The sequence below is a fragment of the Pacificoceanicola algae genome (assembly GCF_049341065.1).
In the GTDB taxonomy this organism is placed as follows: domain Bacteria; phylum Pseudomonadota; class Alphaproteobacteria; order Rhodobacterales; family Rhodobacteraceae; genus Pacificoceanicola.
In genome coordinates this window covers 90,796-108,374 of the sequence record NZ_JBMPIX010000002.1, presented here as the reverse complement: position 1 = coordinate 108,374, position 17,579 = coordinate 90,796, and the positions used below count along the sequence as shown (strand labels likewise).

The following is a 17,579-nucleotide window of genomic DNA, read 5'->3' as shown; positions in this document are numbered from 1 at the left end:
CTTATGCGGCGGCGAGCTTTTTCTTGGGGTCGTAGAACGGACGCTCGACCACTGTGCCGCAGGTCGGACCCGAGGGCAGCAAGACCTCGATCTCGGTGCCGATATGCGCATGATCGGCCGACACCATCGCCAGAGCGATGTTCCGCTCCAGCCGGGGCGAATAGATCGCAGAGGTCACCTTGCCGATCTCGGAGCCGTTCTTGTTGATCGCCCAGAAGGTCGTATTCGGGCCTTTCAGCGGCTCGGCATCGATGATCAGGCCCACCTGAGTGCGGCGCACGCCCTCGGCCTGAATGCGCTTCAGCGCGGCCTTCCCAATGAAATCGGCCTCCATGTCGAGATTCACCAGACGGTCCAGACCCAGTTCGTAAGGGTTGGTATTGATGTCCGCGTCGGCGTGATAGGACAGCATCCCGCCCTCGATCCGCCGGATCGACGAGGTGTGGCCGGGCTTCAGGCCAAAGGCCATGCCGGTCGCCATGATGCGTTCCCACAGCGCGTCGCCCTGGGTGCCGTCACGCAGGTACAGCTCATAGCCCAGCTCGCTCGACCAACCGGTGCGCGACACGATCAGCGGAATGCCATCCAGATCGACTTCACGCAGCCAGTAGTATTTCAGATCCATGATTTCGTCGCCAAAGAGCGCCTGCATGATCTCGCCCGACTTCGGTCCCTGCAGTTGCAGCGGCGAAACATCGGGTTCGCCGATCTGTACGTCAAGCCCGGAATGCACCGCGACGCCCTGGGCCCAAAGCAGAATGTCGCTGTCCGCCAGCGAGATCCAGAAGTGGTTTTCCGCCAGACGCAGCAGGATCGGATCGTTCAGAATGCCGCCCTGCGCGTTTGTGATCAGCACATATTTGCACTGGCCGACAGCCATTTTGGACAGATCGCGTGGGGTCAGCATCTGGACGAATTTCGCGGCATCCGGGCCGGTGATCTCGACCTGACGTTCCACGGCCACGTCACACAGGATCGCGTCGTTCACGAGGTTCCAGAAGTTCTGTTCCGGATCGCCGAAGTCGCGCGGGATATACATATGATTGTAAACGGAAAACCCTTGTGCGCCCCAACGCACTGTGGCGTCGAAATAGGGGGATTTCCGGATCTGCGTGCCAAAGCCAAAGTCGTCTGCGTGCATCGTTTGCGCCCTTGTCTGTCACCGGGCTGGCGGCCCGGAAAACGGTTGATGATGGCGCTTATTTAGATCCGCTTTGCTGCAATATTCGGTCCAAAATTCACCGGTTCCAAGACCGATCAGGCTGATCTTTTGGCTCGGCCCGGTCCGAATGGTCGCAGGGCCTCAGAGGGACGGCCTTGAGGCCAGTCTGGCGATATTGGGCCGGCCAGCCTTGACCACCCGAGTCGTGATGTACGTCATGTAGCGATCGACCCCCAATTCAGCATCCAGCATGGCCTGCATCAGCATCTGGAAGTCGGCGAGTGTCGGGCAGACCGTCTTCATAACGTAATCCATGCCCCCGCCTGTGGCGACGCATTCGGTGATCTCGCTTTGTGCGTTGACCCAGGCTTCGAACCGGTCGAAATCCGCCTTGCGGTGGTGGGTCAGGGACAGGGTGACGATGACCTGCGTGAAATCGCAGATCCGGTCCAGCGCGATGTCCGCATGGTAGCCACGGATGAAGCCTGCCGCCTTGAGACGGTCCAGCCGCGCCCAGCAGGGGGTGGCCGAGATATTGGCGATCTCGGCCAGCTTGGTCTTGCTCAACTGCCCGTGCTGCTGCACCGCGCTGAGAATGCGAATATCCGTCGCATCAAGACCGGGTCTTTTCATCTTTCCAAAGCTTTCGTTGAACGCCGCATCGGCAACGATGGTCACATGCGGATGCATGCCGCTTCTGTATTCTTACACAGCGATACAGGCCCGCGTGAAGAAATTTGCGACAATTCCCTTCGTTTCAGCGGCATAGGCCTTTGGACCGGCAAGGGGCCAGATCCAACCGTCGCAGCTGTGATTTGAAAGCTGGCTTTCCCGATTGAGGATTTGGCCAATTGAAAAGGGCGGAGCAAACTCCGCCCTTTCAAGGCGATGGCAGGCTGACAGGACGAACCCGGTACACGTGCCGTGCCTCTCAGTCCACGCGGACCTATTCCGGCGCGATCAGATTGCTAAATCATCATCCGGCGCGGCTCGCTCAGAAGCCCGGCCAGATGGGTGACAAAGCGCGCGGCCTCGGCACCGTTGATGACTCGGTGGTCATAGCTCAGATCCAGCGGCACCATGGGCACAGGTTGGAAGGCCTCGCCATCCCAGACCGGCGATTTTTCGGTCCGGGTCAGTCCAAGGATGGCAACCTCGGGCGGGTTGACGATGGGGGTAAAGGCACTGCCGCCAATGCCGCCCAGATTGGTGATCGTCATCGAGGCGCCGCCCATTTCATCGGGGCCGACCTTCCGCGCCTGCGCGCGGCCAGCCAGATCGGCGATTTCCGATGCGATCTGCCACAGGCCCTTGCCGTCCGCATCCCGGATCACCGGCACCATCAGGCCATGGGCGGTATCGACGGCGATACCGATGTGAACATAGTCCTTCAGGATCAATGTCTTGCCGCCTGGCGAGAGCGATGCGTTGAAGCGTGGGAAATCGCGCAGGGCGCAGGCCAGCGCCTTGACCTGAAATGCCAGCGCCGTCAGCTTTACGCCGCGCGCCTGCGCCTCGGGCTTGAGCCGGGCGCGCAGGGCTTCGATGGCCGATACATCAGCGCGATCGTGATGGGTGACTTGCGGGATCATCGCATTGGCGGCCCCAAGATTGCCCGCCGCGACCTGTGCAAACCGGCTCAGCGGTTCTTCGGTCACGGGGCCATATTGGGCGTGGTCCACATCCCAATAGGCGGCGTTGTTGTTCTGCGCCGGGGCCGGAGCAGGGGCTGCACCGCCCGAAAGATCCTCTCGGGCGATGGTGGTGCGGCCCAGATCGCGGGCCAGCTTTTCAATGTCGATGCCCTTTTCACGGGCCAGCGAGCGTACGGAGGGGGCGGCGATTACCTCGGTCATGGCGCCGCTCACCAACTGGCCGAAATGTACTGGGTTTCCATGAACTCGAGCATGCCTTCATGCCCGCCTTCACGGCCCAAACCGGACTGCTTGACGCCGCCAAAGGGCGCTGCCGGATCGGACACCAAACCCCGGTTGAGGCCAACCATGCCATACTCCAGCCGTTCGCAGACCTGCAGGGCGCGCTTCATGTCTTCGGAAAAGACATAGGCGACCAGCCCGTATTCGGTGTCATTGGCGCGGCGGATAACGTCCTCCTGATCGGTAAAGGTCTGGAGGGCGGCGACAGGGCCAAAGATTTCGTCTCCAACGCAATCGGCATTTTCAGGCACGTTCGACATGACGGTGGGCGGGTAGAAAAAGCCCTTGCCGGTCGGCGCGCTGCCGCCGCATTCGATCTTGGCGCCCTTGGCCACCGCGTCGGCCACGAAAGCGGCGACCTTGTCACGGGTGTCGGCATTGACCAGCGGGCCGACATCGACAGAAGGATCGGTGCCATCGCCGACCTTGAGCGCGCTCATCGCGGCGGTAAGTTTTGCGGTAAAGGCCTCGGCCACGGATTCATGCACATAGATGCGGTTGGCGGCGGTGCAGGCTTCGCCCAGATTGCGCATCTTGGCCAGCATCGTGCCTTCGACCGCGACATCCAGATCCGCGTCTTCAAAGACCAGCAAAGGCGCGTTGCCACCCAGCTCCATCGCCGGTTTCAGCACCTGATCGGCTGCGGAATGAAGCAGTTTGCGGCCCACTCCTGTCGAGCCGGTAAAGCTGACGACACGCACGCGCGGGTCGTGCAGCATGTGGTCAACCAGCGCGCCGGTGCGTTTCGAGGGCAGTACGTTGACAAGCCCCTTGGGGACGCCTGCCTCTTCGAGCAGCGGCATCAGCGCCAGCATGGTCAGCGGTGTTTCCGAGGCCGGTTTGATGATCACCGCGCAGCCAGCGGCCAGCGCCGGGGCGATCTTGCGGGTGCCCATGGCGGCGGGGTAGTTCCACGGCGTCACCAGCACCGCCAGACCGGCGGGCTTGTGCTGCACCATGATCCGCGCGCCCGAGGCCGGGGCGTGGGTCAGGATGCCATCGGCGCGCACCGCCTCTTCGGCGAACCAGCGAAAGAATTCCGCGGCATAGGTGGCCTCGCCCATGGCATCGGTGCGGGCCTTGCCGTTTTCCAGCGTGATCAGATGCGCAAATTCGTCAAGCCGTGCGGTCATCAGCTCCCAAGCCTTGCGCAAAACTTCCGAGCGCGCGCGCGGGGTGCGTGCGGCCCAGTCCTTCATTGCGGCTTCGGCGGCATCAAGGGCGGCGTCGGCATCGGCGATCTCGGCTGAGGCGACCGAGGCGATGACCTCTTCGGTGGCGGGGTTCAACACGTCGAAACGCTCGGACGCGGCGCCTGGGCGCCAGGCGCCGTCGATGTAGAGATCGGTATAGTCCATTGGTCGGTCTCCGAATGTCAGAGCAGGTGGCGGAGCGGGTCTTCGATCCGGCCTGCGAAGTTGGAAAGAAGGGCGATCGCCTCGGCTGCGCCAAGGTGCCCGTTCGTATATTCAAGTGTGATTGTCAGGCCATTGCCCCTGCGGGCCAAGGTCAGCGTGGGGATCTCTTCGCCCCCGACCTGAACCGATGTAATCGGTGTAAAGCGCAGGTCGCGCAGACGGATCTGCGGCGCATCCTCGCTGGCTTTGCTCGCACCCAGCCGCGCAGAGGCGGCATAGCAGCGGGTCTCGCCAAAGCTTTCTACCGCGACGACGGCCGGATGTCCAAGGCTGGCAGCGCACAACCCGGCAAGCAGGGCGTCGGTGTCGGTCAGCTTGGCGGTTTGCGCGGCCCAGGATGCGAACTCGGCGAACCCGCTGGTTTCGATCTCGGCGGTCAGGCGGCACGCGGCCTGAGCAGCAGCTTGCGGCGTTTGGGCGGGCAGGGACTTCAGAACCTCCAGATCCTTCACATGGAAGGGCTGAGGGTGGCCTGCGTCCACCAACCGCGACAGATCAAGCCCCTGTTCACGGGCCAGACGCCGCGCCTTGGGCGAGATCAGGATGCGGCCGTCCGCCGACGGGGCAGGGGCGGGTTTGGCAGGCGCCGGGGTCTTGGGTTCGGCGGCAGGCGCTGGCGGGGCCTCGGCCTTTGTGGCCGCTGGTGCGACGGGCGCCGCTCCCGAAGCCGCACTGCGGCTGATCGGGTTGGCAGGCGCTTCGGCGCTGATGATGGCGATGGTCTGGCCCACGGGAACCTCTTCTCCCGCTTCGGCAAGGACCGCAGCGAGATAGCCGTCTGCGCCAGCGGCGACCTCGACCGTGCTCTTGTCGGTTTCGACTTCGAACAGCACATCGTCGGTGGCCACGGCATCGCCGGGGGCCTTGTGCCAGCTGACCAACAGGCCGGTGTCCTGCGCCATGCCAAGGGTCGGCATGATCACGGTCTTGCCTTCGGGCAGATCGTCCGAAGACGGGGCAGGGGCGGCGCTGGCCTGCGGCGCAGGGGCGCTGCTTTCGGCGCTGTCCGAGATACGCGCGATCACATTGCCGACAGGCACCTCGGCGCCTGCCTCGGCACTGACATCGGTCAGAAAGCCCGCGCCCTGCGCTTCGACCTCCATCGTGGCCTTGTCGGTTTCGACCTCGAACAGCACGTCGCCCTTGGCGACAGGATCACCCTGCGCCTTGTGCCAAGCAACGATAAGCCCGGTGTCCTGCGCCATCCCGAGCGCGGGCATGATGACGTCAAGCGGCATCGATCATCTCCCCGGCAACCAGCATCCGCGCCTTGGCGGCCACACCTTCGGGCGTCGGCACGGTGATATCCTCAAGCGCCGGGCTAAAGGGCACGGGCACATCCATCGCCCCCATGCGCAGCACCGGCGCGTCGAGATGGTAAAACGCCTTTTCGTTGATCCGGCTGGCGATCTCTCCGGTCACGCCATAGCTTTGATGGCCTTCGTCCACGACAATCACGCGGGATGTCTTGCGGGCGGATTTCAGCAGCGCCGCCTCGTCCAGCGGGACAATGGTGCGCGGGTCGATGACTTCGGCGCTGATGCCCTCGGCGGCGAGGATTTCGGCGGCCTTTTCGCAGACCTGCACCATCGACGAGGTGCCGATCAGGGTGATGTCCGAGCCTTCGCGCTTGATATTGGCCTCGCCGAAGGGGATCAGAAACTCCTCTTCCGGGACCGGGGCCTTGTCGTTGTACATCAACTTGTCTTCGAAGATGACGACGGGGTTGTTGTCGCGGATCGCGGTTTTCATCAGGCCCTTGGCTTCATAGGCCGAGGAGGGCATCGCCACTTTGAGCCCCGGAATATGCGCGACCAAGGCATGCAGCGACTGCGAATGCTGCGCAGCCGAGCGGCGCGTGGCGCCAAGGTTGGTGCGCAGAACCAAAGGCACGCTCAGCTTGCCGCCGGACATGTAGTGCGTCTTGGCGGCCTGATTGCACAGCTGATCCATGATCAGGAAGATGAAGTCGCCGAACATCAGGTCCACCACGGGCCGCGTGCCGGTCATGGCTGCGCCCACGGCCAGCCCCATGAAGCCGGGTTCGGCGATGGGGGTGTCAACAACGCGGGCCGTGCCGAATTCCTCGACCAGACCGGACAAGACCTTGAAGGGCGTGCCGGCCTCGGCCACGTCTTCGCCGATGATAAAGACGGTTTCATCGCGGCGCATTTCTTCGGCCAGGGCTTCGTTGACCGCTTGGGACAGGGTGATCTCTCTCATGGGTATTCTCCTCAGGCCAAAGCGTGTTTGACGTCGGTAAACACATGCATGTCCACCTCGGATACATCGGGGTATTTGGCATTCAGCGCATAGGTCACCGCGGCCTCTGCATCTGCGGCGATTTCGGCGTTCATCGCCTCGATCTCCTCTTCCGAGGCAAGCCCTTCGGATACCAGCCACGCACGGAAGCGGATGATCGGATCGCGGTTGTCCTTCCAATCCTTTTCTTCGTCCTTGGAGCGATAGTATTCGCGGTTGATGTCGCCGACGTGGTGGCCGTGATAGCGGTATGTCATCAGCTCCATGAAGAAGGGGCCTTCGCCTTTGCGGGCGCGGGCGACCAGATCATTGGTCAGCTTGTTGACGGCCAGCACGTCTTGCCCGTCCACCTGATGCGCTTCGATGCCAAAGGCTTCGGCGCGCGCGGTGATCGAGCCTGCGGCGATCTCTTCGGTCTTGGTGTATTCGGAGTAGCCGTTGTTTTCACAGGCATAAATGACCGGCAGCTTCCACAGCGCGGCCATGTTCATGACCTCGTACATCAAGCCCTGCGCGGTGGCGCCATCGCCAAAGAAGCAGACGGCGACGTCGTCCTTGCCCAGCAGTTTCGACGTAAACGCCGCGCCGGTCGCGATCCCCATGGAGCCCCCGACGATGGCGTTGGCGCCAAGGTTGCCGTTTGACTGGTCGGCGATATGCATCGAGCCGCCCTTGCCCCTGCAGTAACCCTCTTCCTTGCCCAGAAGTTCGCAGAACATTTCCTTGAAGTCCGCGCCCTTGGCCACGCAATGGCCGTGACCCCGGTGGGTCGAGGTGATCTTGTCACGGGTTTCAAGCGCCTCGCAAATGCCGACGGCAACAGCTTCTTCGCCGGAATACATATGCGTCAGGCCCGGCATCTTGGCCGAAAGATACAGCTGGTTTGCGTTGTCTTCAAAAGTGCGGATGCGAACCATCTGGCGGTACATCCGCAGATAGTCTTCGCTGTTTGTCTTGGTTTTGGCCTTGGCCATGTGACTCTCCCACGAAGGGCAAGGGCGCGCGGCCCTTGCGTCTTCTTTGTCAAGATACGCCTGCCGGGGGCGAACCCCGGCAGAGGTGTTCAGTAGCGGTTCGCGATCGGCAGTTCTTCGGCCGGGAAGAGGCTGATGACCTCGCAGCCGGTGTCGGTCACAACGACCTCTTCCTCGATCCGCGCGGCGGAATAGCCGTCTGCCGCAGGGCAGTAGGTTTCCAGCGCAAAGACCATGCCGGTCTTGATCTCCATCGGGTGATCAAGGCTGACTGCGCGGCTGATGATGGGCCGTTCGTGCAACGCCAGACCAAGGCCGTGGCCGAATTGCAGACCAAAGGCCGAGGCTTCGTCCGGAAAGCCGAATTCTTCGGCCTTGGGCCAGACTTCCGCAACCTTGTCGGTGCTCACGCCCGGTTTGATCATCGAGATCGAGGCGTCGATCCATTCGCGCGCCTTCACATAGGCATCGTTTTGCGCCGGGGTGGCGCGGCCGATGTTGAAGGTCCGGTAATAGCAGGTGCGATAGCCCTGATAAGACTGGAGAATGTCAAAGAACGCCTGATCGCCGGGGCGGAAGTAGCGGTCGGTGAAGTTGTGCGGATGCGGGTTGCAGCGCTCGCCGGAGATGGCGTTGATCGCCTCGACGTCGTCGCTGCCCATCTCGTAAAGCATCTTGTTGGACAGGGCGACGATGTCGTTTTCGCGGATGCCCGGCTTCAGCTCTTCGTAGATCATGTGATAGACGCCATCGACCATGCTGGCCGCCTGCGTCAGCAGCTGGATCTCGTCCCAGTTCTTGATTTCGCGCGCCGCCAGCATGATCTGCTGACCGTCAACGACGTTGATACCTTCGGCCTTGAGCGCCTCGAACATCGCCGTTTCGGCATAGTCCACACCGACCGGCATTCCGGCCATGCCCGCGTCCTTGATCAGACCGGCGATCTCTTTGGCGTATTTGCGCATGAGGCCGAATTCCGGCGGGATGGTCCCGCGCATGCCGACCACGCCAGCGCGGCAGTGATCCGGCACCAGCCAGTCCGAGAACTTCTTGTGGTGCATCGCAGCCGAGCCGAAATCCCAGACGTAAGGCGCATCATCGCCCGTCAGCAGGCAGAAGCGGCACATCTTGTCCCGTTCCCATTCGCCGATCTTGGTGGCGCTGACATAGCGGATGTTGTTCACATCGAACAGCAACAGCGTACCGGCATTCGACGCCTGAAGCGCCTGACGGGTGCGCGCCAGACGGTAGCGGCGCAGACGGTCATGGTCGATCCGCCGTTCGAAGTCCACCGATGTGTGGCCCCATGCGGGCAGGCGGCCTTCCCAGCGCCAATCGGGTTCAAGATCCTGCGGGGTCAACAGGTTAGGCATAAGTGCGCGTGACATAAAAGTCTCCTCCCGGGGGCGGAGTGCCCCCGTTGTTTCAGGTGTTTCGAAAGAAAACGGGCGTTACTGGATGCACCAACCGCCATCGATGTGGATCATCTGGCCGGTCATGTAGTCGCTGTCATCGCTGGCCAGGAATGATGCGGTACCGACGATGTCCTTGGGGTAGGACACGCGCTTGATCTGCAAAGCGTCGCGAACGATGTCGTCATAGGCCTGGCCTTCGCGTTCCTTGAAGCCGATATCGACAAGATCCTTGTCCAGTTGTTCCCAAAGCGGGGTGACAACGACGCCGGGCGCATAGCCGTTGACGGTGATGTTGTGTTCGGACAGGCCGATGGCGCCGCAATGGGTCAGGGCCAGGCAGCCGTATTTCGACGTGCAATAAACGGTCACATCCACCAGCGGCTTGCGCGAGGCGATGCTGCCCACGTTGATCAGCTTGTAGGGGTGATCCTCCATCGGGCCTTGCTTGATCATCTGGCGGGCGGTTTCCTGCATCCCGAGCCACATCGCCTTGGTGTTGACGTTCATGATCATGTCCCAGTTGTCTTCATCGATATCCATGAAGAACCGGGGCTTGTTCAGGCCCGCATTGAACAGACCGACATTGATCGAGCCGAAGGCTTCGACCGTCGCGGCGACGGCGGCGGCGTTGTCTTCGCGCTTGGTGACATCCATTTTGACGGCGATGGCCTTGCCGTTGCCGGCCGCGTTGATCTTTTCCGCAACCTCTTTCGCGGCATCCAGATCCAGATCGCCAATGCAGACGTTGGCCCCCTGCGCAGCGAAAGCTTCGGCATTGGCCGCACCCATGCCGCGGGCGGCGCCGGTGATGAGAATATTCTTACCTTTGAGGCGGTTGGGGTCCATGGATGTCTCCTCCTGATGTCACGTTGATCTGTTGTTCTCGATGATTGCGTCGGCCCTCTCCTGAGACTGACGCAGGGCTTGGCGCGGAGTAACGATCCCGCGCAGCATGTCGTGAAATTCCTCGCCGCAGACCTGGATGATGTCACTGATCTCGGGCACCGGCGGGCGCGGCCAGAATTGCAGTTCATCGCGCCAGGACATGGCGTCGACCGCCTCAAAGATCGGCGACAGGCGGCGCACATCCGGGTCAGCGCCGACGGAATAGCGCGGGTTGGTCCGGCTGCCGTTCTGGACATATAGTTTTTGCGCCTCGGGCGACGTAAATACCATCAGCGCCTCGACCGCAGCGGGGATACGCTCCTGCGGCAGATTGGCGGGGATGCCCATGACATAACCACCGATCGGCGCGATGGTTTTGGCGCCGGGGCCTGCCGGGTGCGGCAGATAGCCGGTTTGTCCATGCGCGGGCGAGGTTTCGTCCAGTTCAAAATACGGGGCCAGCAGCGTGTAACCATAGGCCATCGCAATCCGGCCTGCCGCGTAGGGGCGGACGCGTTCGTACCAGGACATCGACAGGATGTCGGGCGGGGAATAGCGCAAGAGGTCCATCAGGAACTCGGCGGCTCTCAGCCCGGCTTCGGTGTCGATCGTCGCGCGGTAGCGGCCTTCGTTCAGGTGGCTGGTGTCAAAGCCGCCCGCATTGGCAGGCAGGTCAAGCACCGGCTGGCCAAAATCCGCCATGGTCATCAGGACGGTATGCCCCAGCGCCGTTCCGCGCGCAGCATTCCATGCGATCCCGTGTCGACCGCGCTGCGGATCATGCAGCACGCGCGCCGCTTCGAGCAGCTCGTCCGTGGTCGCGGGCGGCTCCAACCCGGCCTCGGCGAACATATCCTTGCGGTAGAACAGCAGTTCGGGGGTGGTCTGGGCCGGAACGCCATAGGGGCGCCCGCCCCAATGTGCTGCCTGCCAGCCAGCGGTGTGGAAATCGGCAGGGTCGAGGCTTGCGACATCCATCGCTTCCTCCAGAGGCATGAGAATGCCCTGATCCGCGAACGACCCAACCCAAGGCAGGTCAACGGCGATGATGTCATAGCGGCTGGCCTTGCGGGCGGCGTTGCGGATCGCCTCTTCGCGCAAGCGGTCGATGGAGAAGGCGCGTTGATGGATCTGCGTGCCAACGGCCTGTTCGAACTGCCGCTTGAGGTTGTCCATGACCATAAAGGTCGGATCGCCGTGCACAAGCACCCGCAGGCCGCCTGCCAGCTTTAAAGGTTCGCCCAGAACCTTGAGCGGCGGGATCGACTGCGCGTTAAGATAGGAGCCGCCAAAATAATAGTCGGTGGTTTCCTGCGGGGTATCCTTTCCACCAAAGGCACCGGTCGCCAGCCGTCTCAGCCGGCTCGACATCTGCGCCCAGTGGTCCATCAGCGTATCGCTGGGGTGCATTGAAAAACTTTTGCCCGTTTTGGTACGTGGGCGCTGTTCGATCATCCCCGCATCCACCATTTCCTTGAGCCGCCGATTGGCGGTTGCGTAAGGCACACGGCTGGCGCTGATCAGAGACGTGGGCGTGACCACTTTCGCCTCAAGGTGGCCGCGCATGAGATGCATGATCATCCGCAGGTTCGGATTGGGCGCCGACAACTCGACCGATCCCTCAAGCTCATCGCCGAATTCTTCCAGAAAGGCGATAATCTGGAGCATCTCGGTCTTGGCCTGTGGCGGCACAAACCGGGTCAGAGTATCTTTGCTCATGGCGTTCATGGGGCGGAATTGCACCTTTCCTGGCCTCGGCCGAGATTGGATTGACGAAATGTTCGATTTGGACGAATCTGAGTCGGACATTGTGTGGATCTCTCGCAATATGTTCAAAACGGCCATCCGACCGTACCTTCAATATGTCCAAAGTGGACAATGAATTATCCAAAATGAATAAGATAGAAGGGGCCCCAAGGTCCTCGAAATCGCATCTTTGTCGAAGTCATCCCAGCCCGCTGGGCGCTGATTCCCCAGATGAGGTGGGGGCCAAATAACCGGATTTAAAGAAATTTCTCTGGGAGGAGACCAATCATGAAACTTCGCACCATTCTTTCCGCAACGGCAGCTGCAACAGCTTTGACGGTTGCAGGCGCGGCTTCGGCGGAAACCATGCGCATCGGGATCACGCAGAACAACGTGGGTGTCGACAGCTACCAGACCACATACGAAAAGGCCTTTATCGAGGCGGCTGACGCCAATCCGAATGTCGAAGCGGTGGTTCTGGACGCCGGTGGCGACGTTGCCCGTCAGATCGCTCAGGTCGAGGATCTGATCCAGCAGGAAGTCGATGCGATCATCATCTGGCCGACCAACGGCGAGGCGGTCATTCCGGCTGTGCGCAAGGCGCACAACGCAGGCATTCCGGTCATCGTGACCAACTCGAACATCGCTGAGGCCGGTTTTGACTTTGTCGCGTCCTTCTCGGGGCCGGACAACATCACGCAAGGCGCGCGTTCGGCTGAGATCATGTGTGACAAATTCAAGGACATGGGCATCGAAAACGAAGCCCGCGTCGTGCAAATCTCGGGTCAGCCCGGCTACACCACCGCGATCGAGCGTCAGAAGGGCTTTGACGACCGCCTGCCCGAAGTCTGCCCGAACGTGACCCTGGTTGAAACTCAGCCCGGCGACTGGAACCGCGAGAAGTCCCAGCAGGTGATGGAAGCCTTCCTGGTCAAGTATGACGACATCGACGGCGTCTACGCCGGGGATGACAACATGGGTGTTGGCGCACTGAACGCAGCCAAGGCCGCAGGCCGTGAAGGCATCATCTTTGTCGGCGCGACCAACTTTGCGGTTGGATATGAAGCCATGGCCGCAGGCGATTACTGGGGATCGATCTACCAGTCGCCGGTTGACGACGCCAAGGCAGCGCTGAAAACCGCCATCGAGACCCTCGAAGGTAAGGATCTGCCGTTCCTGAACTACTTCGACACGCCGAAGATCACGCAGGACAACATGGACCAGTTCACCAAGCCGGTGTTCTGATCCAACTCCGGAGGCGGAGGGCTACGGCCTTCCGTCTCTGCGGCGTTTAATCCAAGCCTGAAAATTGACGGGGGGGGTATGCGGATGGGCCGTGTCTCTGGACGTTCCTGCATTGTGACAGGGGCAGCACAAGGTATTGGCCGCGCGATAGGCGAGGCTCTGCTGAACGAAGGTGCTGAAGTCTGTTTTGCAGATATCAACGGTGCCAAGGTCGCCGAGGTCGCCGAGGCGAACAAGCGCCGACTTGGCGACAGCGCCACCCGGGTAACGCATGCGCAGGTCGATGTGACCCAGCGCGACTCGGTCCAGGAAATGATTGCGCATACGGTCGAGACATTTGGCAAGATCGATGTCAAATTCAACAATGCCGGTGTGAACAAACCGATGAATTTCCTCGATGTGACCGAGGATAACTGGAATTTCATAATGGGTGTCAACGGGTTGGGCTGCATGATCGGCATGCAGGAAGCTGCCCGCCAGATGATTGCCCAAGGCACGGGTGGCAAGATCATCAACACCGCTTCGGTTGCCAGTCGCCAAGGGTTTGACAACGTGGCCCCATACTGCGCCAGTAAATGGGCCGTGGTATCGCTGACGCAATCCGGCGCGCGCGATCTGGCCAAACACAATATCACGGTGACGGGTTTCGCGCCCGGGGTCGTTGCGACCGAGATGTGGGAGCAGGTCGATCAGGATCTGATGAAGATCGGTGCCGCAGAGCGTCCGGGGCAGGCGATGGAGGAGTTCTCGTCCGAGATCCTGCGCGGCCGCGTGGCCACCCCGGGGGATATAACCGGTACAACCACGTTCCTGGCGTCGCCTGACAGCGACTACATGACCGGGCAGATCGTCATGATCGATGGGGGAATGACGCTGGTGTGACGCAATGGCCTGATTGCCTTTCAAGGCAGCAGGCTGACCGCTGGAAAGGGACGGGCGCGAAATCGCGACCCGAGGGAGGAAACCATGGCAGTCATGTCTAAGGCAGGCATTGGCACATTTTTGGCACGGCAAGGCATTCTGATCGCCTTTGCCGTTTTCATCATTGGCTTCACAATCGCAAACGACCGGTTTCTGGGCGCGGACAACATTCTGGGCGTTGTCCGGTCATCGGCGATTTTGGGGGTCATGGCGCTGGGCGTGACCTTTGTGGTCATCAGCGGCAATCTGGATTTGTCGGTCGGGTCGATGATGTCGTTCTCGACCATCGTGGTGCTGGATCTGCACGACAAGATCGGACCCGCGCTGGCGATCCCGGCGATGTTCGCCCTGACAATGTGTCTGGGTGCGTTCATCGGGTTTCTGGTGGGCTATCTCAAGCTCAACTCACTGATTGTAACCTTGGGCATGCTTTCGGCGATCCACGGGCTGACGCTGACCTATTCGGGCGGCAAGAACATGGACATCGCTGACAAGGAAGGGACCTGGTTCGACATCTTCGGTCAGGGCACGGCGCTGGGCATCCCCATTCCCATCCTGATCTTTTTGTTGCTTGCGGCCTTTCTTGGGATCGTGCTGGCCAAGACCCCGCTTGGCCGCAAGGTCTATGCGGTGGGTGGCAATGGCACGGCAGCGACCTTTTCCGGCATCCGGCGCGCGCGCATCGTCTTTCTTTGCTACCTGATCTCGTCGGCCTGCGTGGCGACGGCGGGGCTTATCCAGGCCAGCCGCTCGCTTGGCTCGCAAAACACGGTCGGGCAGGGGATGGAGCTGGATGTTCTTGCGGCGGTCATCCTTGGCGGCGCGTCCTTGCTGGGCGGATCGGGAACGATCTTCAAGACGGTGATCGGCGTGCTGATCCTTGGATTTATCCAGAATGGACTGCTTTTGGTCGGTCTTCAGTTCTATGTCCAGTTCGTCGTGACCTGGGTCATCATCATCCTTGCAGTCTGGCTCGATATCGCGGCCAAGCGTGGCAAGCTTTGGTCAAACATCGCGTAAGGGAGGCAGAGACAATGCAAGCTGGTAAACTTTCGGCCTTCCTGAAAAGCGGTGCGATCTGGGCCTTCGTGGTGCTCGAACTGGTCTTTTTCAGCGTCGCGGGCGAATTCCTTTCGCTTTCGGACAAGGCCTTCATGGACCTCGACAACATGCTGCTGCTGCTCAAGCAGTCGGCCCCCATCGGGATCATCGCGATGGGCATGACGATCATCATGATCAACGGCAACATTGACCTGAGCGTCGGCGCGACCTTTGCCCTGTCGGCACTGATCCTGCTGGACAGCATGACCTGGCCGATCTTTGCCGGACTCGGCGATTGGGTAATTCCGGTGTCCTGGGCGCTGGCGCTGCTGACCGGTGTCGTTCTGGGCGCGATCAACGGTCTGATTGTCTGGAAAACCGGCGTGGACGCCTTCATCGTAACGCTTGGGTCGATGCTGGGCTATCGCGGGCTGGTCTTCATGTACAACGGTGAGAACCCGACCTCGCACCTGAACTGGACGCTGGTGGATTTCGCCGAGGCGCAGTTTCTTGGGCTGCACACGGCGACATGGTTCCTGGTCATCGTGACGGGTGCAATCTGGTACATGATGACCCGCACCATCCACGGCCGCAACGCCTATGCCATCGGTGACAACCGTGATGCGGCAGTGAACGCGGGCATTCGGGTGGGGCCGCATATTCTGATCAATTTCATGATCATCGGGTTTCTGGCGTCCTTGTCGGCCGTGGTGTTTTACTCTGAATCCGGCTCGGTCAATCCGAACGATGGCCAGTTGTACGAGCTGTGGGTGATCACGGCGGTGGTTCTGGGCGGCACCAAACTGACCGGCGGGGCGGGTTCAATCCTGTCCACCCTTGGCGGCGTTCTGGCGATCCAACTGCTGCGCAAGGGGCTGGGCCATATCGGCGCCGACACCGAAACGGTGAACCTTGTGATCGGCTTGATCCTGATCGCGGTGCTGTTCCTTGACCGTCAGTTGAACCTCAAGGGCAAAGAGGAGTTGAAGACATGAGCGATCAAACCCCCGCCTTGCGTCTCGAAGGCATCGTCAAGACTTTTCCCGGCGTACGTGCGCTTGATGGTGTGTCCTTCTCTGTCATGCCCGGGGAAGTGCACGCCCTGATGGGCGAGAATGGCGCCGGAAAATCCACCTTGATGAAGGTGCTTGGCGGCATTTATCAACCCGAAGAGGGCCAGATCATTGTGAACGAAGAGCCGGTTGTGATGACCTCGCCCTTACAGGCCAAATCCAAGGGCATCGTCTTTATCCACCAGGAACTGAGCCTGGCCGAGGAACTTTCGGTCGCCGAGAATATCTATCTGGGCGAATTGCCGATGCGGTCCTTCGGGCGCGTCGACTGGAAAACGCTTTACGAGCGCACCGATGCGATCCTGCAAAAGCTGAAGGTCGGCTTTGACGCGCGCACCCGCGTTGGCGATCTGTCGATTGCCAACCAGCAGATGGTCGAGATTGCCCGCGCCCTGACGGTCGAAGCAAAGGCGGTGATCTTTGACGAACCCACGGCATCGTTGACCGATGCGGAAAAGGTCGTGCTGTTCGACGTGATTTCGGACCTGCAGTCGCAGGGCGTCGGGATCATCTACATCTCGCACCGGATGGAAGAGATCTTCAAGATCACCGACCGGATCAGCGTTTTGCGCGATGGCCAGTATCGCGGCACGCTTGAGACCGCCAAGACCAACGAAGAGGACGTCACGCAGTTGATGATCGGGCGCAAGCTGGACCTCAGCCGCAACGCCAGCCACCACGAGTTGGGCGAGGTTGCCCTTGAGGTGCGCGGGCTGTCCTGTGGCAAGCTGTTTCAGGATGTCAGTTTCGAAGTGCGTCGCGGCGAGGTTCTGGGCTTTTACGGTCTGGTCGGGGCCGGGCGAACCGAGATCGCCGAAACCCTGTTCGGGCTGCGCGATCCCAGTGGTGGAACGATCCTGCTTGACGGAAAGCAAACGACGATCAATTCACCGGCCGATGCCATCTCGAAAGGCATTTCCCTGGTGCCAGAGGACCGCAAGGGCCAGGGGCTTGTGCTGGGCATGAATTGCCGGGACAACATGACCCTGCCGCAGGTCTCCGACCTGACAGCCGGTCCTTTTGTCGCCGAGGGCGCGGAAGTTGCGATTTTTGACCAATACCGTGACCGGCTGGACATCCGCACCCCGGGGTGGAAGCAGATTGTCGGCAATCTTTCAGGCGGCAATCAGCAGAAGATTGTCATCGGCAAATGGCTGTCCATGCATCCCAGTGTGCTGATCGTGGACGAGCCGACGCGCGGCATCGACGTGGGCTCCAAATCCGAGATCCACAACCTGATCCGCGAATTGGCGGCGCAGGGCTATGCCGTCATCGTCATCAGCTCGGAAATGCCCGAGGTGCTGCACGTCAGCGACCGGATCGTGGCGATGTATGCGGGCCGCGTCATGCGCACCTTTACTTCGGACGAGGTGACCGAAGACAATCTGATTCAGGCGATTTCCGGCATCGCCGGAGACAAGGTGGCCTGAAGCTGCGCGCGCCGGGCTGGCGCGCGCATTTTTTGATCCAAGGCAGAGTAATATCGGGCTTGTTCCGCCA

Annotated in this window: 15 protein-coding genes; 5 read left to right on the top strand and 10 right to left on the bottom strand. The window is 61.1% G+C overall.

What is annotated here, in order from left to right:
* Position 1: 1 nt before the first annotated feature.
* The 10 genes from ACOYQJ_RS03040 to ACOYQJ_RS02995 all read right to left on the bottom strand — a co-directional run bounded on the left by ACOYQJ_RS03040 (position 2) and on the right by ACOYQJ_RS02995 (position 11,781).
* Entirely contained in the window at positions 2-1,141 is a 1,140-nt protein-coding gene (locus tag ACOYQJ_RS03040) for a glycine cleavage T C-terminal barrel domain-containing protein (RefSeq protein ID WP_422904533.1), read from the bottom strand.
* A gap of 162 nt (positions 1,142-1,303) precedes the next feature.
* Complete coding sequence (locus ACOYQJ_RS03035) at positions 1,304-1,795, bottom strand: Lrp/AsnC family transcriptional regulator (RefSeq protein WP_422904870.1); 492 nt, start codon at positions 1,793-1,795, stop codon at positions 1,304-1,306.
* A 335-nt stretch (positions 1,796-2,130) separates the two neighbouring features.
* Positions 2,131-3,018 carry a 2-oxo acid dehydrogenase subunit E2 gene (locus tag ACOYQJ_RS03030; RefSeq protein WP_422904532.1) on the bottom strand — a complete coding sequence of 296 codons (888 nt, stop codon included), beginning with the start codon at positions 3,016-3,018 and terminating at the stop codon, positions 2,131-2,133.
* A gap of 8 nt (positions 3,019-3,026) precedes the next feature.
* Positions 3,027-4,457: an NAD-dependent succinate-semialdehyde dehydrogenase gene (locus ACOYQJ_RS03025; protein ID WP_422904531.1), complete on the bottom strand. Its 1,431-nt coding sequence runs from the start codon at positions 4,455-4,457 to the stop codon at positions 3,027-3,029.
* 17 nt (positions 4,458-4,474) lie between these two features.
* Positions 4,475-5,755 (bottom strand): biotin/lipoyl-containing protein, encoded by a 1,281-nt coding sequence (locus ACOYQJ_RS03020; RefSeq protein ID WP_422904530.1) that lies wholly within the window; start codon positions 5,753-5,755, stop codon positions 4,475-4,477.
* Positions 5,745-6,740 (bottom strand): alpha-ketoacid dehydrogenase subunit beta, encoded by a 996-nt coding sequence (locus ACOYQJ_RS03015; RefSeq protein WP_422904529.1) that lies wholly within the window; start codon positions 6,738-6,740, stop codon positions 5,745-5,747. The genes ACOYQJ_RS03020 and ACOYQJ_RS03015 overlap by 11 nt, the downstream gene beginning before the upstream one ends.
* Positions 6,741-6,751: 11 nt before the next feature.
* A complete protein-coding gene (locus ACOYQJ_RS03010) occupies positions 6,752-7,753 on the bottom strand; it encodes a thiamine pyrophosphate-dependent dehydrogenase E1 component subunit alpha (protein ID WP_422904528.1) in 1,002 nt (333 codons plus the stop codon).
* A gap of 89 nt (positions 7,754-7,842) precedes the next feature.
* Positions 7,843-9,141, bottom strand: a complete 1,299-nt coding sequence (locus ACOYQJ_RS03005; protein ID WP_422904527.1) for a M24 family metallopeptidase — start codon at positions 9,139-9,141, stop codon at positions 7,843-7,845.
* Positions 9,142-9,204: 63 nt separating this feature from the next.
* Positions 9,205-10,014, bottom strand: a complete 810-nt coding sequence (locus ACOYQJ_RS03000; protein WP_422904526.1) for an SDR family NAD(P)-dependent oxidoreductase — start codon at positions 10,012-10,014, stop codon at positions 9,205-9,207.
* 18 nt (positions 10,015-10,032) lie between these two features.
* Positions 10,033-11,781, bottom strand: coding sequence for an ABC transporter substrate-binding protein (locus ACOYQJ_RS02995; RefSeq protein ID WP_422904869.1), 1,749 nt, complete (start codon positions 11,779-11,781; stop codon positions 10,033-10,035).
* 306 nt (positions 11,782-12,087) lie between these two features.
* Between ACOYQJ_RS02995 and ACOYQJ_RS02990 the strand changes: the two genes are divergently transcribed.
* The 5 genes from ACOYQJ_RS02990 to ACOYQJ_RS02970 all read left to right on the top strand — a co-directional run bounded on the left by ACOYQJ_RS02990 (position 12,088) and on the right by ACOYQJ_RS02970 (position 17,509).
* Positions 12,088-13,044, top strand: a complete 957-nt coding sequence (locus ACOYQJ_RS02990) for a sugar ABC transporter substrate-binding protein (RefSeq protein ID WP_422904525.1) — start codon at positions 12,088-12,090, stop codon at positions 13,042-13,044.
* An 84-nt stretch (positions 13,045-13,128) separates the two neighbouring features.
* Positions 13,129-13,926, top strand: coding sequence for an SDR family NAD(P)-dependent oxidoreductase (locus ACOYQJ_RS02985; RefSeq protein WP_422904524.1), 798 nt, complete (start codon positions 13,129-13,131; stop codon positions 13,924-13,926).
* An 84-nt stretch (positions 13,927-14,010) separates the two neighbouring features.
* Positions 14,011-14,985: an ABC transporter permease gene (locus tag ACOYQJ_RS02980; RefSeq protein WP_422904523.1), complete on the top strand. Its 975-nt coding sequence runs from the start codon at positions 14,011-14,013 to the stop codon at positions 14,983-14,985.
* Positions 14,986-14,999: 14 nt separating this feature from the next.
* A complete protein-coding gene (locus ACOYQJ_RS02975; RefSeq protein WP_422904522.1) occupies positions 15,000-16,001 on the top strand; it encodes an ABC transporter permease in 1,002 nt (333 codons plus the stop codon).
* Entirely contained in the window at positions 15,998-17,509 is a 1,512-nt protein-coding gene (locus ACOYQJ_RS02970; RefSeq protein WP_422904521.1) for a sugar ABC transporter ATP-binding protein, read from the top strand. The genes ACOYQJ_RS02975 and ACOYQJ_RS02970 overlap by 4 nt, the downstream gene beginning before the upstream one ends.
* Positions 17,510-17,579 lie beyond the last annotated feature (70 nt).

Excerpts from the sequence above, each read along its gene's own strand:
- ACOYQJ_RS03020 (WP_422904530.1), bottom strand. The coding sequence starts at position 5,755 with ATGCCGCTTGACGTCATCATGCCCGCGCTCGGGATGGCGCAGGACACC.
- ACOYQJ_RS03005 (WP_422904527.1), bottom strand. The coding sequence starts at position 9,141 with ATGTCACGCGCACTTATGCCTAACCTGTTGACCCCGCAGGATCTTGAA.
- ACOYQJ_RS03030 (WP_422904532.1), bottom strand. The coding sequence starts at position 3,018 with ATGACCGAGGTAATCGCCGCCCCCTCCGTACGCTCGCTGGCCCGTGAA.
- ACOYQJ_RS02975 (WP_422904522.1), top strand. The coding sequence starts at position 15,000 with ATGCAAGCTGGTAAACTTTCGGCCTTCCTGAAAAGCGGTGCGATCTGG.
- ACOYQJ_RS03035 (WP_422904870.1), bottom strand. The coding sequence starts at position 1,795 with ATGAAAAGACCCGGTCTTGATGCGACGGATATTCGCATTCTCAGCGCG.
- ACOYQJ_RS03015 (WP_422904529.1), bottom strand. The coding sequence starts at position 6,740 with ATGAGAGAGATCACCCTGTCCCAAGCGGTCAACGAAGCCCTGGCCGAA.
- ACOYQJ_RS03040 (WP_422904533.1), bottom strand. The coding sequence starts at position 1,141 with ATGCACGCAGACGACTTTGGCTTTGGCACGCAGATCCGGAAATCCCCC.
- ACOYQJ_RS02980 (WP_422904523.1), top strand. The coding sequence starts at position 14,011 with ATGGCAGTCATGTCTAAGGCAGGCATTGGCACATTTTTGGCACGGCAA.
- ACOYQJ_RS03000 (WP_422904526.1), bottom strand. The coding sequence starts at position 10,014 with ATGGACCCCAACCGCCTCAAAGGTAAGAATATTCTCATCACCGGCGCC.
- ACOYQJ_RS02985 (WP_422904524.1), top strand. The coding sequence starts at position 13,129 with ATGGGCCGTGTCTCTGGACGTTCCTGCATTGTGACAGGGGCAGCACAA.
- ACOYQJ_RS03010 (WP_422904528.1), bottom strand. The coding sequence starts at position 7,753 with ATGGCCAAGGCCAAAACCAAGACAAACAGCGAAGACTATCTGCGGATG.
- ACOYQJ_RS02990 (WP_422904525.1), top strand. The coding sequence starts at position 12,088 with ATGAAACTTCGCACCATTCTTTCCGCAACGGCAGCTGCAACAGCTTTG.
- ACOYQJ_RS03025 (WP_422904531.1), bottom strand. The coding sequence starts at position 4,457 with ATGGACTATACCGATCTCTACATCGACGGCGCCTGGCGCCCAGGCGCC.
- ACOYQJ_RS02970 (WP_422904521.1), top strand. The coding sequence starts at position 15,998 with ATGAGCGATCAAACCCCCGCCTTGCGTCTCGAAGGCATCGTCAAGACT.
- ACOYQJ_RS02995 (WP_422904869.1), bottom strand. The coding sequence starts at position 11,781 with ATGAACGCCATGAGCAAAGATACTCTGACCCGGTTTGTGCCGCCACAG.